This is a genomic window from Citrobacter sp. 506, assembly GCF_050434985.1.
Taxonomy (GTDB): Bacteria; Pseudomonadota; Gammaproteobacteria; order Enterobacterales; family Enterobacteriaceae; genus Citrobacter; species Citrobacter braakii.
Map to the genome: position 1 here is coordinate 275,265 of NZ_JBNDJN010000006.1, position 18,171 is coordinate 293,435.

Consider the following 18,171-nt stretch of genomic DNA (forward strand, 5'->3'; position numbering starts at 1 on the left):
CTTGTGACACGCGTGACCAGCCCCCGCAACCCCTAATCCTCAAGGATTTACCGCTCGCGCAGCGCTTCTTTTGCGCGATTAAACGGTTTGATTAAATAGTCGACGATGGTTTTTTCACCTGTTTTTATATCCACTGTGGCAATCATTCCCGGTACGATGGAGAAATGGCGTCCCAGTTTGTTCTGTAAGAAGTCCTGATGGGTGCGGATAAACACGCGGTAGTAGAATATCTCCGGTTTCACTTTGTCTTGAATAGTATCCGGGGAAATAGTTTCGACTACGCCTTCCAGACCGCCGTAAATCGCGTAGTCATAAGCGGTTATTTTCACCAGCGCCCGTTGGCCGGGGTGGATGAACGCGATATCGCGCGGAGACAGGCGGGTTTCTATCAGCAGATGATCGTCCAGCGGTACAATCTCCATCATCTCGCCATTGGGCGGGATAACGCCGCCAATGGTAGTGACCTGGATGTTTTTCACAATACCGCGCATCGGCGCGCGCACGGTCAGGCGGGTGACGGAATCCTCGCGTCCTTTCAAAATAGCTGCCAGCATATCCACTTCGGCATTGGCTTTTGACAGCGCTTCCCGCGCCTGCACGAAGTATTGTGAGCGCAGATCGGTGATTTTTAATCCTAAATCGCTTTTTTGTCGTTGCAGACGTAGCACTTCAACGTGGCTGGCGGCACCACTTTTTTCCAGCCGTTGGGTTATGGCCAGCTCTTTATTTACCGAGACCAGCGCATCCTGCAGTTCTGCCATAGAATCAGCGAGCTGCGCGCGGCGACTTTTATACAAGCGCGTTTCGGAGGCGATGAGATCCGGCCAGGCGCGTAGTGAAGCGGGAAACACGAGCGGCAGATCGTTAACTTCGGCATTGAGCCTTGCGCTGGAAGCCAGTGAGGCGCGATAGCGGGCGGCGCTCTCCCCAACGTTGGACTCAGAGCGAGTGGGGTCGAGGCGCGCGACAATCTGATTAGCCTGTACTTTATCTCCCTCGCGTACCGTAAGCTCGGCGAGAATGCCGCCATCCAGCGACTGCAAGACCTGCTCGCGCGAGCTGGGGATTACCTTCCCGCTGCCGGTCGAGACTTCATCCAGCTTGCCGAAATACGCCCAGATACCCAGGACGGCAAACAGCAGCGTGCTGAGCAGAATAATACGGCTGGCCCCGGAGAAACGGTGCTCGCGGCGGATATCGAGGTCGTCCATGGCAGCGTCATGCGGATTGGTTTTCATTTTTCCACTCCCGACCGTGAGTAGGGGCTGGTGCCCGGCTCGCATTCAGCGCTTGCGCTTTCGGGGCATCCATGACCAGTTGACCTTCTTTTAACACCACTACGCGCTCGACCAGCTCCAGAACCGGTACACGATGGGTGGCGACAATCAATGTTCGGTTGCCCAGCCATTGGTTCAGGCGCTGAATAAACTCTCGTTCGGTATGTTCATCCAGCGAGGCGCTGGGTTCGTCGAGCAGCACGATATTGGGCGATCGCAGCAGCATTCTTGCCAGCAGGATCGACTGCCGTTGTCCACCGGACAGACCGTTGCCGCCCTCCATAATGGGGTGCGCCAGCCCTTTGGCGAGTTGTTTAACGAAAGCCGCCGCGCCGCTCACCTCCAGCGCTTCGAAGATCTGCGCGTCGCTGGCATGCGGTGCGCCGAGGGTCAGGTTCTCGCGCAGGGTGCCGAAAAACAGCCGCGCATTCTGACTGAGAAAACCGATATTGCGGCGTAAATCGGCCATATCGATCTGCGCCAGGCTCAGGTTATCGAGTCGGACATCGCCCTGGATAATCTCTACGCCACCCGCCATGGCCTGTAGCAGTGTTGATTTCCCGGCGCCGTTACGCCCGAGGATCGCCACCCGTTCGCCGGGCATGACCTCCAGACGCGAGATGCGCAGCGGAACGCGTTGATCGTCGCTGTGGTAGCGAAAGTGCGCGTTTTCAAACAGATAATGGCCGTGAAAAATCTCCTGATGCACCCGGTCTTCATCGTACTGCGTTTCGGTGGGAAGCTGCATGATGCTATCTAATCCCATCTTCGCCGCCTTGACCTGTTGCCAGCGGGCCAGCACGCCACACAGGTTCGCCATCGGGGCAATCATTCTGGAACCGAGCATCGACGCGGCCACCACCGCCCCGGTGGTCATTGTGCCTTCAATGACCATCGGCGCGCCGAACATAATGATGGCGGCGTAGACCAGGCTTTGTACCGACATGCCCCAGCCAATCAGCCCCTGAGTCAGCTTGCGCGTGCGCAGTCCGGACTCTCCGGTAATACGGATGTAGCTGTTCCACTGTTGTAAAAAGCGGTTTTCCGCCTGCATCAGCTTGATATCTTCCAGCCCCTGAACGCTCTCAACCAGCACCGCGTTGCGCAGGGTGGATTCATGCGCTGCCTGGTTGGCGAGCACCGCCAGTTTCTTCTGTAACAGCAAACCAGGCAGGATCATCAGCAGGGCCGCGACGGGGGCTATCCACGCCAGCGGCGGGGCGATAAAGGCCAGCACCACGATAAACAAAAAGAAAAACGGTAGATCGACAATCGTCGACAGGGTCGAGGAGGTGATCATCTCGCGAACCTGTTCCAGCTCGCGCAGTTGAGAAATAAAGCTCCCCGTCGAGCGGGGGACGGCGCTGTTGCGCAGCCGCAATGCGTGGCTGAACACGCGATCGGAAATGCGCATATCAGCGCGTTTGCCGAGCAGGTCCATTATGTGGGTACGCGCTTCGCGCAGCAAAAAGCCAAACAGCACCGCCACCAGAACGCCGGTGGAGAGAACATACAGCGTTGGATAAGACTGGGCGGGGATCACCCGATCATAGACCTGCATCGAAAAGATAATCCCGGCAAGCGACAGGACGTTAATCAGAAAGGCGGCAACCATGACCGGCAGGTAAGGGCGGATGTCCTGTAACACCAGTTCGCGCATCCAGTCGGGCCTGAAGCGCGAAATATAGCGGTCTACCCGACTGTCCTTCAGCGCTGACAGCGGGCGCAGTGCGGTAATGCTCACGATCTCCGGCAGAAGTTCTGCAACTGTGAGTCGGTTACGCTGGCCCTCTTCGGCGATGATAAAAACATCCAACGCATCTTCACCGTTGAAATGTTCTATCACCATCAGTTGGCCGTCGCGCAGTTCCGCCACCACCGGCAGACGCCACTGGCCGAACGCCTGCGTGGCGGTATCCAGCGCATGAAATGACAGCCCTGCCTGACGCGCCAGCTGCGACAGGGCCATGACTCGGCTTTTTCCCGCAAACCACGGGGCGTTGGCCTGGATTGCGCCGGGCGAACAGGCAACGCGATAGTGGCTGGCAATATGCGTCATCGCCAGCGCCCACAGGCTCAGGGCGTGTTCGCCAATCGCATCTTCCGCATGTGTATCGACGTCGCTCATAGCTTTATCTCCACCGATTGAATACTGCGGTTATTTAAGGCGAACGCCTGGCGAAGCGATCCGGTGTTATAGAGGCAGTTCAACTGGAGCTGGCGCAGCTGGTTTTGAGTCTGGAGTTCAGCAAAACGGGCCTGATATACCTCCTGCTCGGCGTTAAGCACGTCGAGCAGTGGGCGTGACCCGAGGTCCAGATACTGCTGTTGATACAGCTCGCGCGTTTGTTCACTCAGCCGTTGCTGGCGACGCAGGATCTGCAGGGCAGTGGCGAGGCTCATCGCCTGGCTGCGGGATTCCAGTAATTTCTGCCGTACTTCAAGTCGGGTACGCTGGATGGAGTACTGTGCAGACTCCACCGCGTGACTGGCGGCGTTGCGTCTGGCGGTGAGTCCGCCCCCCTGATACAGCGGCATCTCGACTTTTACCCACGTGGAGTACTGGGTTTTGTCGAGCACCTCATGGCTGGGGTATTTGTCGTTGAGATAGTGCTGAACCGACGGCTCGAGGGAGATAGTGGGCGTCATCTGCGCGTTGGCGTAATCGAGATTTGCCTGTGCCACATTCGCCTGCGCCCATGCCGCCAGCACCGCAGGAACCAGCTTATCGTCCGGTTTGACCACATCACAACTGCTGTCCAGTTTGACCGGAAATTCGTTGCTGATGCCGTTAAGCGAATTCCAGCCGAGGAAGCTCATCAGCGTTGCCTTGCTGCTGTCGAGATTGGCCTGATACTGCGCCAACTGAGAACGTGCAGACTCGATACGCGCATCGGTTTGCACCACGTCGGATAGCGAGGTTGCCCCTTCATCATTGCGTTGACGGGTCAGCCGACCAATACCGTTCAAGGCGCTGAGCTGCTCTTCGGCGGCGTCCACCATTTGCTGCCACGTCTGCACCTGGACTATCGCGTTGGCGGTTGCGTGGGCGATGGTATCAATACTGAGTAACACATTCGCCTGCTGTTGTGCGGATCCGGCGGTTTCAGCACGGACCTGGCTTGCCACTTTGCCGAAGTCGTACAGCATTTGCGACACTGAAATAACCAGGGCCGGGCTAAAGCCGTGATCGGTGTAAGTATTGCTGTAACCGTTGTTCATCCCGGCAGAAACCTGCGGGTAATATTTTGATTTCGCCACGTCGATCTGCTCATTTTGTGAGAGCAGTTTGCCGATGGATTCACGAATAGAAGGATGCCAGCTCACGGCGCGACTCACCGCGTCGTTGAGCGTCAGGCTGCCGGGGGCGGCGGCGCTCAGCGGCAGATCGGCAACCGCGCCGTCCAGCGAGGGCAGCATCTGGCTGGTGGCCAGGCCTTCCGGCGTAATAATTTGCGGTTCATCTTCGGCATTCACCCGCAGGGTACAGAGCGTTAATGCCAGCAGTAAGGCAACAGGCGCGACATTTCTCATGGTTTATCCCTTACAAAATACGGCAGCGACGACTGTTATTGCCCCGGACGTCATGGCATCCGGGGCTGTAGTTATGGCGCTTTAACGTTATGCGTTAGCTTCAGGGCACAATGTGATTTTGTTGCACCAGCTCATCGAGCGTGGTGTGTACGTTCTCCAGCGTTATGAGATTGGTTGAGTGATAAGTGTTGCCCGTACCGTCGCGGTCGATAGCAATCACCGTGTTGTTACCGCTGGTGGTCACGGTGAGGTAGTTGCCGAGCGTAGCGTTCTGCTCGTTCCAGCCCACCAGCAGGTCGCCGATATCGATTTTGTCGCCCTGGGCCAGCGAGAAGTTGGTCCAGTTGTCGGTAGCGCCATTGCTAATGTTGCCGCCGGTAGCGTCGTTGGCGTTGAGCAGGTGATAAATCAGCGTATCGCCGTAGACCGATCCGGTGATCACCTCATGCTGTGCGGTGCTTACCATCTGCGGATTCATATTGATGGTCAGCGTAGCGGTGTCCGTATGCCCGTTTTGGTCGTTAAGCGTATAGGTAAAGGTCTCTTTGCTGGTGATCGATGCTACGGTTGCACCCGGCTTCAGCGTGTAGATGTATGAGCCATCCAGGTTCATGGTCAGTGATCCATAATGACCCTGAATTATTGCGCTACTGGCGCTGCTGGCCGGATTGAGGGTGGCAGTACTGCCGTTAAAGCCGGTGACGGTGAGCTGGGTATGGACGGTTGAGAGCTGATCGTGCGCGCCGGCGGCATCACTGCCATCAAAAATATTGCCATTCACCGTGGTGGCGTTAACGTCATAGGTATTGAGGTGCCATGTCGTGCCCGTGACGTTTGGCGTAATGCTGACGTTGCCAACTGCTAGTCCTCCCATTGTTCCGGTGAAGCTGATGTTGTAATGGCCTGCGGCCAGCTCGGCATTACCCAGCGAGATGGCAATTGAACTGCCTAACAGGCTGATGGAACTGGCGGGTACAGAGCCAGAAAGCGAGAATCCGTCGGGACCGGTGATTGTCCAGGCAATGCCCAGCGTACCGACGGTGATAAGCGTGCCGATGTTGAAGTTGAGCGTGGCGCTTTTCAGTACGTCATTTGTCGCGATATCAAACGAACCTGTACCGGTTGCTTTGTTCCCAAGCGTCGGAATTGTCGCTGTTCCCAGCGCGCCGCTTCCGTATGCAGCAGAATCCTGAACGGTACTTACCGCCATTGTGCTGCTGACGTCATTTACGGCGTCCAGCGGCTGCGGCGTTGGTTTGATATTCAGCGAGGCGCTGCCGGTATCGCCGTTTGGTGCTCTGACCTTATACACGAAGCTGTCCGGGGTGTTGATACCGTCTGCACCCAGTCCGCTTCTTAGCGTGTAGGTGTAGTTCCCCTTCGCATCGATAGTCAGCGTGCCGTACTGCCCATTAATAGTGGTAGTGCCCGTCCCGTTAACGACGATACCGTTTACTTCGGTGATAACGGTATTGGCCGGAGCCGAGTCGTTGACCAGCAGATTGCCATTGGTTGTCGCACTCAGGCTGTCGACGGCGTAGGTGTGATCGGCCTGAATATTCAGGGTATAGCTGGTCAGCAGCGTCAGGCCGCCGGAAGCGTTAAGCAGGAACAGATAATCGCCACCCGGTAGCGTAATGGTATACGCTGACGAACTTCCGCCCAGTAGGGCAGTGACCCAGTTTGGCTGTACCCGGTACTGCTCATACTGCTGAATTGACTCGTTGAAGCGATAAACATAGAGATCGAAGCCGCCAAGCGTCACGCCGAGAACATTCGCCTGTACGGTCAGCGTGCGGGTTGCGCCATCGTCAACGTTGAACTTAATCGGGTTAGTCAGACCGTTGACCAGACTGACGTCCAGCACATTGCCGAGTCCGACGCTGGCGAGCGTGAAGCCGGTTTGTTGTGATGGCAAGTGGTCAACCGCGATGACCTGCGTTCCGTAAGTCAGCACTGCTGCATCGTCTGCCGCGGTTACCGTGCTGGTGGTTGGAGCCTGACCGAGCGTTACCACCAGTTTTGCCGAGGAGTGATCGCTGCCATGCGTTAGCGTGTAGGTGAAGCTTTCGGAGCGCCCATACACCGAGATTGACGTATTGGTCAGGGTATAGGTGTAGCTACCGTTCTGATTGATATGCAGGATGCCGTATTTCCCCTGCACATCAATGCCGCCCGCCGGGATATTCACGACGTTGCCGTTACCGTCGGTGATGGAAGTGACCAACGTGCCGGAAGGCGCATTATCCTGCCCATTGGCGGGATCGGTATCCGTGATGATGTTCCCGGATTCCGTGGTACCGCCGATGATGGTCCCTGCGCTGGCTTTCACCACCGAGACATCAAGGCTGGTGTATGCGCCGGTCGCCAGCAGGTTGGTGTTGTAACTGACCACGCGGTAATCACCGCCAGTCAGCCCGCCGTAATTGAGCGTTACGCCCGAGGCGCCCAGGGTGAGCAAGCTGGCAAAGTCTGATTTACCGGTATCCACCACCGTTACCCAGGCATTCAGCGAGGTGTCAAAGCGTTGGATGACGATCTCCAGCGTGTTTAACAGCGACAGCACCACGCCGGTCGCGGCGGCATTGATCGTAATGGACCCACTGCCGCCAGAAGCGATGCTGAAATTAACGCTTGCCGTATCGTTCCCCAGCACGTTGGCGACATTCCCCAACGCATTAACCAGCAGGAAACCATAATCGCTTTGATGATCGGTGCTGACGATAACATCGGTTTGCAGCGGCAGACTGGTGACGTTGTCTTCAGCCAGCAGTGGCAATACCGGTGCGATAGCGCTTGTCGGCGATGAGGTATTGCCCGCCGCATCGGTCGCCGTGGCGGACAGCGACTGGCCTTCAATCTGGCGAACCGGCAGGTTGACGCTGTAGACACCGCTGCTGTTGGCGATTGCCGTCACGCTGGTGCCGCCGGGCAGGGAGATAGTGACCGTGCTTCCCGCTTCGGCGACGCCGCTGACGGTGCCGCCATCGGCGCTGATCAGTATCGTTGGCGCGGTCGGTGGCGTGGTGTCCACAATCACGCTGAACGAGCTGGACAATCCGCTTGCGCCGTTGGCGTTTGTTGCAGTGGCGGTAAACGCGTGGTTACCTTCGCTGAGCGCCCCGGATGGGGTAAAGCTCCAGATCCCGTTACCGTCTGCGGTTGTGGTGCCCATTAGCACGCCGTTGTTGTACAGGCTGACGACGGCGTTAGCCTGCGCCGTTCCGTTGAGCGTTGGCAGCGTATCATTGGTGGTTTTGCCCGCCGCGACGGGCCCCGTGATCGTACCGACGTCATCGAGAACGGTGGCAATAACCGGCGCAGGCGGTACGCCAGTAAACGGTGCCAGAACGTTACCCGCCGTGCCGATGTTGCCTGCGGCATCCTGGGCGCTGACCTGCAGCGTTTGCCCACTGATTTGCGGTGGGTTCAGCGTGAAGGTGAAATTACCGGAGGCGTTGGCGGTTGCCGTGCCGAGCACCGTTCCACCGCTGGAGGTAATAATGACCGTGCTGTTTGGCTCGGCAACGCCGGTGAGCGTGGTACCGTTGGTGTTTACCGCCAGCCCTGTAGGAATGCCCGGGGCGACGGTATCGACCACGATCGCTGCCGCAGACGATATGCCACTGGTATTACCCGCACTGTCCGTTGCGGTGATGGTAAAGGAGTGGGTACCTTGTGCCAGCGCGGTGGTTGGGGTGTAACTCCAGTTGCCGCTGCCGTCCGCCGTCACGCTGATGACAAAGCTGCCGTTATCGTAAATATCGACACGCGCGTTGGCTTCTGTGGTGCCGTTTAACGTTGGGCGTGCGTCGTTGGTTGGCTGATTAGCGCCAATCGCCCCGGTGTTTGGCCCGACGTCGTCAATAATGCTGCTGATTGAAGGCTGCGTCGGCGCTGTGGTGTCGACCACCACGCTAAAGCCTGCCGTCGCACTGCTGGTGTTGCCCGCCGCATCTGTCGCGGTGACGGTGAAGGTGTGCGATCCATTCGTCAGCGGCGTAGTTGGGGTAAACGACCAACTGTTATTACTTTGCACCAGCGCCGTACCCAGCAGGGTGCTTCCATCATAGATGCTGACGGTGCTACCTGCCTCGGCGGTACCGTTCAGCGTCGGGCGCGCATCGTTGGTCAGTTGTCCGTTGCTGAGTGCCGCATTGAACACGCCGCCAGCGATATCATCCACCACTGAGACCAGCAGCGGGGCGGATGGCGCAATGGTGTCGACATTAATAATAAACCCGCCGGAGGTGGGACTTACGTTTCCGGCGGCATCGGTGGCGATAGCGGTAAACACATGCTGACCGTTACCCAGCGCGGCAGGCAGATATTCCCAGGTGCCGTCTATCGCCGCAGTTACCGTTGCCAGCAGCGTGCCATTATCGTAGATGGCTACTCGGGCACCGGCTTCCGCCGAGCCGTTGAGTACGGGACGGGTGTCGTTGGTAAAGGCCCCGCTCGACAGCGTTCCGGTTCCCGGTAGCACGTCATCAAAAGCCTGGATAATCGTTGGCGCAAGCGGGGCGGCGGTATCAACAACGATGTTAAATCCAGCGGACGTGAGGCTGACGTTTCCGGCAGCGTCGGTGGCTGTCACCGTCAGCGCGTGGTTACCGTTGCCAAGCTCGGTTCCTGGCGTGAAGCTCCAGGCGCCCGTGCCATCCGCTGAGGTAAAGCCGATAAACGATCCGTTATCGTAAACTCTTACCGTGGCATTGGCTTCAGCCGTGCCGCTAAGCGTCGGGAGTGGATCGTTCGTGGCCTGACCGTTGTTCAGATTACCGATCAGCGGGCCGACATCATCTGCAACCTGAGTAATTGCTGGCGTACCAGGCAACACGGTATCCACGATAAGCGTGAAGCTATTGGATGGCTGGCTGGTATTACCGGCGCTGTCGGTGGCGGTGACGGTCAGCGTATGCGGGCCGTTACTGAGTGCATCCGTTGGGGTTAAGCTCCAGGTGCCGTTTGCCCCAACGGTGGTGGTGCCGATGGGCTGACCATCGCTCAGGACGGTAATGGTCGCGCCAATTTCACCGGTGCCGCTCAGGGCCGGACGTGATTCATTCGTGGTCTGCCCGTTGGTTATCGGGCCTGTTGTCGGTGCGGTGCTGTCCTGAACTGAGCTGATGACCGGGATTGACGGGGCAACAGAGTCCAGCTCAATAGTAAACGATGATGATACTCCGCCGGAGTTACCTGCCTGATCGGTGGCAACGGTGGTGAATATATGTTGTCCCTGTCCCAGCGGTGCATCTGGTGTGAAGCGCCAGTTGCCTGACTCGTCCACCTGCGCTGTACCGATGCCGACGCCGTTATCACGGATCGTGATGATGGCGCCGATCTCGCCTTTGCCGTTCAGCGTAGGTTGCGCATCGTTCGTCAACTGTCCGTTGGTCAGCGCTGTATTGCCAGGCTGATCGTCAATTACGGAGGTAATGGTCGGTGCCGCTGGCGGCAGCGTGTCGACGACAACCACAAACGGTGGCGTTGCCGGGCTGATATTGCCCGCGCCATCTGTGACAGTGGCAGTCAGCGAGTGGCTGCCTTCACCGAGAGCAGGCGCAGGCGTAAAGCTCCAGTTGCCGTTTTCATCGCTGATGGTTGTGCCGATGACCGCCCCGTTATCGCGGATGGTAACAAGCGAATCCGCCTCGGTAACGCCAGCAAGCGTTGGGGTATTATCGTTGGTCAACTGCCCGGAGGTCAGGATTTGGGTTGTACCAACGTTGTCTGTGACTGTCACAATAGAGGGGGCATTCGGCACCAGGGTATCGACAATGATCTGGAAATCACCGGATGGATCTCCCTGGTTGCCTGCGGCATCTGTTGCGCGAGCGGTAAAGATATGGTCGCCTTCTCCCAGCGGAGCGGTCGGGGTAAAACTCCAGAATCCGTTGCTGTTTACCGTGGTAGTGGCATAAGCGATGCCATTATCGTAAAGGGTGATGGTTGCCCCCGCTTCGCCGGTTCCGTTAAACGTCGGGCGTGAATCGTTGGTAATTTGCCCTTTATCCAACGATCCGGTGCCGGGGGCAATATCGTCAATAATGCTGGTGATAGTTGGCACCTGCGGGGGCGTGGTGTCGATGGTGATTGCGTAGTTGGGTGACAGACCACTTGGGGTTCCGCCCACCGTTTGTGAAACCGTGAAGTTATAGGTAATGCCGTTAGTCAGCGCAGTGGGTAGCTGATAACTCCATGCGCCAGACACGGCATCGGCGGTTACCGTGGCGATGGATGCGCCATTTTGATAGATAGTCACCGATGCCCCAGCAGTGGCGGTCCCTTGCAGCAGCGGTAAGGTGTCGTTGGTGGTTTTACCGTTGCCAATCACCCCCATGATGGGCGCGATGTCATCAACGATCTCAAGAGTCGGTGGATGCGGAACGCTGGAGGTAGCGGCGTTAAACGTTGTCGGATCGCTTTGATTTCCGGCGGGGTCCTGAGCGATGGCGTTGAGCGCCTGACCGGTTGTTTGCGCTGGCGAAATGGTGACAGCAAAGTTACCAGAACCGTCTGCCATCCCCTGGCCGAGAATGGTGTTACCGCTGCGAATAATCACGGTGCTGCCGGCATCGGCCGTACCGCTTACCAGCGTCCCGTTAGGATCTACGCTGGTAACCGTAGGCGTTGCAGGCGGCAGGGTATCGACAATCACCGTCAGCGGGTTATCTGCAGCCAGTGAGTTACCTGCGGCATCCACGGCGCCGAACGTCAGTGAGTGAGTGACGTTCGGCGTGAGGGGTACATCCACACTCCAGGTGCCGTTAGCAGCAACCGTAGCCGTAGCAATTGCGACGGGATTATTGCCATCGAAAATTAACACCGTACTGCCCGGTGTGCCGGTCCCGCTAATGGTCGGGGTGGTATCGTCCGTGACGCTGCCACTGGTTAGCGAACCGGTAAAGATTCCAACGTTATCCTGGATATCCGTTACCTGCGGCAACGTCAGCTTCGTGTTGTTAACCGTAAACGAAATACTATTTGAATTGCTGCTGATGTTACCTGCCGGATCGGTTGCGGTGGCGCTTAATGTGTAGCTTCCGTTCGCCAGCGCAGTCCCTGGCGTAATACTCCAGGTTCCACCAGCCACCGTTGTAGTACCGATCACCGTCCCCCCGTTATACAGGGTGATGGTATCCCCGTCTGTGCCAGTACCGCGAATGGTTGGCGTGGTGTCATCAGTCACGGCATCTGTCGCAAGGTCGCCCGTGACATCACCGACATTATCGTTGGCGGCGATGATCACCGGTGGTGCAGACGGCGTCGTGTCGATGTTCAGTGTTATGGCGTTAGATGGCAGGCTGACGTTGCCTGCTGGATCGGTTGCGGTGAGAGTTACCTGATAACTACCAGGAGCAACCGGTGCTGACGGAGTGAAGCTCCAGGTACCGTCTGCACCTACTGTTGCTGTTCCCTGCAATGGGGGAGTACCAGCAAGATAGAGGGTAATCAGATCCCCGACGTTCCCCGTGCCGCTAAAGGTTGGCGTGGTGTCATTGGTGTTGCCATTAGTGACCACTCCCGTTACCGGAGCCACATCGTCGGTAATGATTGGCGCGGCTGGTTGTGCGGGAGGCGTATTGTCTACTGTCAGAGTAAAGCTTGCCGACGGGATCCCCGTGTTGCCCGCGACGTCGGTCGCCGTGGCGGTAAATTTATGCGGCCCGTCGGCGAGTGAGGTTGGGGTAAATGTCCAGGTGCCGTCTGGCTGTACGGTGACGATGCCAATAGAACCGCCATTATCATAAATCGTAATCTTCGCGCCGGGCTCGCCGGTTCCGGAGAGTTCGGGATTTGAGCTCTTGGTACTGCTGCCGTTACTCAGCGTTTGAAGATTTGTCCCAATCAGACCTTCTGCGGAGCTGATAACCGGGGCAGCTGGTGGGGTGGTATCAATCGTCAGCGTAAAGTTCCCGGCATTGCTGGCGTTGCCTGCAGCGTCCGTGGCGATAGCGGATAAATTGTGTGCGCCTTCACTGAGCGGTTGGCTGAGTTGAATACTCCAGGTGCCGGCGGGTAAAACCGTTGTGCTGCCAATTGGCGTAGAACCCTCATAGAGGGTGATTGTAGAACCGGCTATTCCGGTTCCTTTCAGCTCTGGTAAGGTATCGTTTGAACGGCTTCCGGAAGGCAGATCGATCGGCGCATTCCCAACGTCGTCGGTGGCAGCCAAAATGACAGGATCGCCTGGCGGTTGAGTATCTACGGTAACGCTGACCACAGTGGGTGAGGTGATGACATTACCGGCGGCATCGGTTGCCGATACCGTAAACTGATGAGTGCGATCGCTGAGCACCTGATTTCCCGGAACGGTATAGCTCCAGGTGCCTGAACTGTCGACAAGAATAACCGTCATCAACAGACTGCCATCGTACAGGCTCACCAGTGAACCTGGTTCACCGGTACCCGAGAGGGTTGGCGTGTTATCGTTGGTGACCCAACCGTTATTTGCAACGTTGCCCGTAATGCTGCCAACATCATCGTTAACCAACGTTATTACTGGAACGGTTGGGGCGATGCTATCGACAATAATTTTCCAACTGGCGGCGCTGCTGGTGTTGTTGGCAGCGTCTGTTGCCGTCACCGTAAATACGTGCGCGCCCTGGCTTAGTGCTGCGGTGGGCGTATAGTTCCAGTTACCGTTGTTATCAGCGTTAACGGTCGCAAGCAGGGTGCCATTATCATAAATTTTGACCCGCGAACCTGCTTCGGCGATGCCTTCAATTTTCGGTTTATCGTCGTTGGTTAACGCATTGTTATTGATGGGGCCAGTGAAATCGTCAACATCATCAGTAACGGCAATAATAACTGGCTGGTTTGGTGCAGTGATATCCGGAGCCAACGCGGAGGTAGGCTGACTCTCGTTATTGCTACTGTCCGTTGCGGTGACTTTTACCGTTTCGCCGTTCTTTTGCGACGGCGCGATAGACACGGTGAAATTGCCGCCGCTGTCAGCCTGGCCTATGCCTATCGGGTTACCGTTGCTGTCTTTTACGGTAACGGTGCTTCCTGCTTCAGCATGTCCGCTTACAGAACCGCCGTCTCCGGCGACGGTGACGCCGGTTGGCGCATCAGGTGCGGTGGTGTCCGGTGCGGTGACAGAGGCGTTGTCGCCCTTGTTACCTGCGGTGTCGGTCGCATTTGCCGTAAGGGTCTCGCCGTTGGTTTGCGGCGGAACCAGCGTTGCGGTGAAATCCCCATCCGTATCGGCAGTTGCCGTACCAATGATATTGCCATCTGGATCCAGAATATTGACCGTACTGTTGGGTTCGGCCTTGCCGGTGACCTGGTCGCCAGTGCCATTAACTAGCAGGTTTGTTGGGGGCTGTGGCGCGGTAATGTCTGGTGCAAGCGCTGTTTCTGGCAGGCTTGGGTTTCCTGCCGGATCGGTTGCGATGGCTTCAACGGTTTCACCATTGGTCTGTGGTGGGTTAATGGTGATGGTAAATGAGCCGTCCGTTCCGGCGACGCCGCTGCCGATCTGAGTTCCGCCACTGCCGGTGATAACCACGGTATTGCCTGGTTCGGTCGTTCCGGTGACGACAGTCCCATCCGCAGATACGTTGAGATCATCAGGTGGCGACGGTGGCTGGGTGTCGATGTTGATATTGAACGCTGGTGACGTTCCTCCCGTACCCAGGTGGTTGGTCGCCGTGGCGGTGAAGGCGTATAAGCCGTCCTGCAAATTGGTGTTGGAGGTCCAGGTCCAGTTGCCGCTGGCATCAGCTAGCACGCTTATGACAAACACCCCATTGTTATAAATGTTAACCGTGCTGTTGGCGTCGGCAGTGCCAGAGAGCGTGGGGGTATTATCATTGGTGGCCTGATTATTGCTCAATGGTCCGGTTGAGGGTGCAAAATCATCCATTATGCTGACGATAACGGGCACGCCCGGGTAGCCAGAGTTGGTGGCATTGAAAGAGGTATCTGGCCCGATGTTGCCTGCCTGGTCCTGAATTTTCGCGATCAGCGTTTCACCGTGCGTCTGTGAGGGCGAAATCGCGATGGAGAAATTGCCGGTTTGACCGACCGTTGTTGAACCCAAAACCTGATTATTACTGCCGATGATAATGACCAGGCTTCCCGCCTCAGCGCTACCGGTTACCGTTGTACCTTCCGGATTAACGGAGGAAATGACTGCGGCTGCAGGCGGGGTGGTATCAACGGTGAATGTCGGCACGCGCGTTTCCGCGCTCACGTTACCTGCGGCGTCAATTTGCGTCAGCGTCAGATTGTGAACACCATCGCTGAGCGGAATGTCCGGTGTAAATGTCCAGTTCCCATTGTCATCCACCCGGGCCATGCCAATCAGAATGCCGTTATCAGAAATGCTGATGAAACTACCTACTTCGCCTGTACCAGTGAGCGTCGGCGTAGCATCGTCGGTTACGCCGTTATTGGCGATAAAGCCGGTAATGGAACCGACATTGTCGGTTTCCTGAGTGACCACGGGGGCGTCGGGGGCAAGCGAATCGACAATAATTTCCCAACTGTCCGACATGCCGCTGCTGCCAGCACCGTTTGAAGCGCTGACGGTAAACTGGTGTGTGCCGTCTGCCAGAGGAGAGGATGGCGTAAACGACCAGTTGCCGTTGGCATCGATTGTGACCTGGCCTATTTCGACGCCGTTATCAAAAATATGTAATGTGGCATTCGCGGGGCCGGTGCCCTGGAGTGTCGGCGTATTATCGTTGGTGGATTCCTGCTGATTGACAGGGCCAGTAATCAGCTCCTGGTTATCGATTATGCTGGTGATAACGGGTACGTCAGGCCTGTTAGGGGTTGTCGTTGGCGGTGTGCCGCCGTCACCGTCACCGTCACCGTCACCGTCACCATTACCGTCACCGTTACCGTTACCGTTACCGTTACCTTCGCCGTTGCCGCCGTTGCCATTGCCGCCGCTACCATTGCCGTTCCCGTTCCCGGCATTACCGTTCCCAGCGTTATTATCGCTCCCACCGCCGCCGCCGCCACCACCCGCAGCGAGGCCAATCCCGCCAGCGACAGCGATCCCGCCAAGAACCCACGGCCAGACGGCGCCGCCTTCATGACTGCCTTCGGCCGTCATCAGCGGTGTGAGATCGTCCAGGTGCTGGAAATGGAATGCTCCGTCAGTATCCTGAACCCACCACAGTGCGCCATTACTGTCTTCCAGAACAAGTTGGTTTTGCGCTTCACCTTTTCCGAGGTAGAAATTTTTAATGGTGATGGTTTCACCTGAGCGGAGTGTGACAACCAGATCCTGATTAACGCGCGTGAGTTGACTCACCTCCTCACGCGACACAGACAGTTTCACGATAGAAGGTGAACTGAGCGTAACTTCAGAGGCTTCAACATTTGTGGAAACGCCAGTTAATTTTGATACAACGGCGAGTAGACGCATATGTTCACTCCTGATGGCATGCCGGGAGTATTAATCCGCAACAGCGCGCTGGGAAAATGAGCTGACAGAGGCTCAGTTCATCATAAAGATGAATTTACACATGTAATTTCATTGATTAGGTCACATAGATGTTAGTTTATTGATTAAATACGTCCGGGCCCTTTCTGCTGAATAGTTCTTTCGTATTAGATGATATAGTCAGAAAGAAAGTATTCTGCAACTTATCCATATTAAAAAAGTAATTAGTCATTTGAAAAGGATACTTTCCAGTTTGCTTTTAATGGTTGTTTTTATGGTAAATAATTGTATTTGAATGGGTTTGTTTTTATTGAAATGAACACTAATATAATAAACAACAGTAATAATAGTGTTATTTAATAAATGGAAATATGAATGCTATGGTCTTGAACTTTTATATTATTGGACTATAGATCGCAACGGTATTGACAGGGGGTTTATTTCATATCTGAACGATTCAGCATAAATAAACTATAAACGAGGTGAATGTATTGTGTGGGTTTCGATAACTAAAAAATAAGAACCAGTCTCAGGAGGGGAGACTGGTCACAGGGGAGTAGCGTTTAGCGGCCAGCATTTTTCATGATACGCGCTTTATCTAACTGCCATTCGCGTTCTTTCACATCAGAGCGCTTGTCGTGCTGTTTCTTACCTTTCGCAACGCCAATTTTCACTTTGCACCAGGCATTCTTCCAGTACAACGAAAGCGCAACGACGGTATAACCATCACGATTCATACGACCATACAGGGAGTCGAGTTCACGCTGGTTTAACAACAGTTTACGGGTTCGGGTGGGGTCGCATACCACGTGTGTTGAGGCCACCGCCATTGGCGTGAAGTTGGCGCCAAACAGGAACGCTTCGCCGTCTTTGAGTATGACATAGCTGTCGCCGATGTTGGCTTTACCCGCGCGCAGGGATTTGACTTCCCAACCTTGCAGGGCGAGTCCTGCTTCGAACTCTTCTTCAATAAAGTATTCGTGTCGTGCGCGCTTGTTTAGCGCGATTGTGGCTGAGCCAGGTTTGTGTGCTTTTTTCTTCGTCATAATGCCGCTCAGTATAGGTAATCTGGAATCGAAAAACACCCCATTTCATCCAGCGGGGCGCAAGGCGCTATCTTAGCACGAGTTAGGCTATAGCGTTTTTTTTAGCGGGTGATAAATGGTATTATTTGTGTGATTGATATTGATGGGAATTGTTATGCCTCAGATTAGCCGGACCGCTTTAGTACCCTACAGTGCGGAACAGATGTATCAGCTAGTGAATGATGTTAAGTCCTATCCTCAGTTTTTGCCGGGTTGCACCGGTAGCCGCGTACTGGAGTCGACTCCGGGACAAATGACGGCCGCTGTGGATGTCTCGAAAGCAGGGATCAGCAAAACGTTCACCACGCGCAATCAACTGACCAGTAATCAGAGCATTCTGATGCATCTGGTCGATGGGCCGTTCAAGAAGCTGATTGGCGGCTGGAAGTTTACGCCACTGAGTCATGAAGCGTGTCGTATTGAATTCCACCTTGATTTTGAGTTCACCAATAAGTTAATCGAGCTGGCGTTTGGCCGTATCTTTAAAGAACTGGCTTCAAATATGGTGCAGGCCTTCACGGTTCGCGCGAAAGAGGTTTACAGTGTCAGCGTCGGCTAAAATTGTCGTTGAAGTGGCGTACGCGCTACCCGAGAAACAGTATTTACAGCGCGTAACGCTGCAGCAGGGCGCAACGGTGGAAGAGGCTATCCGCGCTTCCGGGCTGCTGGAATTACGTACCGATATCGATCTCAGTAAAAATAAAGTGGGTATCTACAGCCGTCCGGTAAAGCTTGCTGATGTTCTGCATGACGGCGATCGGGTGGAAATTTACCGGCCACTGATTGCTGACCCAAAAGAGCTGCGCAGACAGCGAGCAGAGAAATCCGCTAAAAAGTAACAAACAATAAAAAAGGTGCTCATTGAGCA

At 55.8% G+C, this 18,171-nt stretch carries 7 protein-coding genes; 2 read left to right on the forward strand and 5 right to left on the reverse strand.

Features of this window, described 5'->3' with window-relative positions:
* Positions 1-47: 47 nt before the first annotated feature.
* The 5 genes from ABIE10_RS21015 to smpB form a co-directional block, all read right to left on the reverse strand.
* Complete coding sequence (locus ABIE10_RS21015; RefSeq protein ID WP_085951071.1) at positions 48-1,211, reverse strand: HlyD family efflux transporter periplasmic adaptor subunit; 1,164 nt, start codon at positions 1,209-1,211, stop codon at positions 48-50.
* Between the two features lie 7 nt (positions 1,212-1,218).
* On the reverse strand, positions 1,219-3,405 hold the full coding sequence (locus tag ABIE10_RS21020) for a type I secretion system permease/ATPase (protein WP_429156945.1): 2,187 nt from the start codon (positions 3,403-3,405) through the stop codon (positions 1,219-1,221).
* Positions 3,402-4,811: a TolC family outer membrane protein gene (locus tag ABIE10_RS21025; protein WP_046275995.1), complete on the reverse strand. Its 1,410-nt coding sequence runs from the start codon at positions 4,809-4,811 to the stop codon at positions 3,402-3,404. The genes ABIE10_RS21020 and ABIE10_RS21025 overlap by 4 nt, the downstream gene beginning before the upstream one ends.
* A gap of 100 nt (positions 4,812-4,911) precedes the next feature.
* On the reverse strand, positions 4,912-16,200 hold the full coding sequence (locus ABIE10_RS21030) for a BapA/Bap/LapF family large adhesin (RefSeq protein ID WP_429156947.1): 11,289 nt from the start codon (positions 16,198-16,200) through the stop codon (positions 4,912-4,914).
* Positions 16,201-16,781: 581 nt separating this feature from the next.
* A complete protein-coding gene (gene smpB, locus ABIE10_RS21035) occupies positions 16,782-17,264 on the reverse strand; it encodes an SsrA-binding protein SmpB (RefSeq protein WP_003031211.1) in 483 nt (160 codons plus the stop codon).
* Positions 17,265-17,418: 154 nt separating this feature from the next.
* On the opposite strand from smpB, the gene ratA reads away from it, so the two are divergent.
* Both ratA and ABIE10_RS21045 read left to right on the forward strand, forming a co-directional pair.
* Positions 17,419-17,862: a type II toxin-antitoxin system toxin RatA gene (gene ratA / locus ABIE10_RS21040; protein WP_003031213.1), complete on the forward strand. Its 444-nt coding sequence runs from the start codon at positions 17,419-17,421 to the stop codon at positions 17,860-17,862.
* Positions 17,846-18,142, forward strand: a complete 297-nt coding sequence (locus ABIE10_RS21045; protein ID WP_003839823.1) for an RnfH family protein — start codon at positions 17,846-17,848, stop codon at positions 18,140-18,142. Before ratA ends, ABIE10_RS21045 begins: the two co-directional genes overlap by 17 nt.
* Positions 18,143-18,171 lie beyond the last annotated feature (29 nt).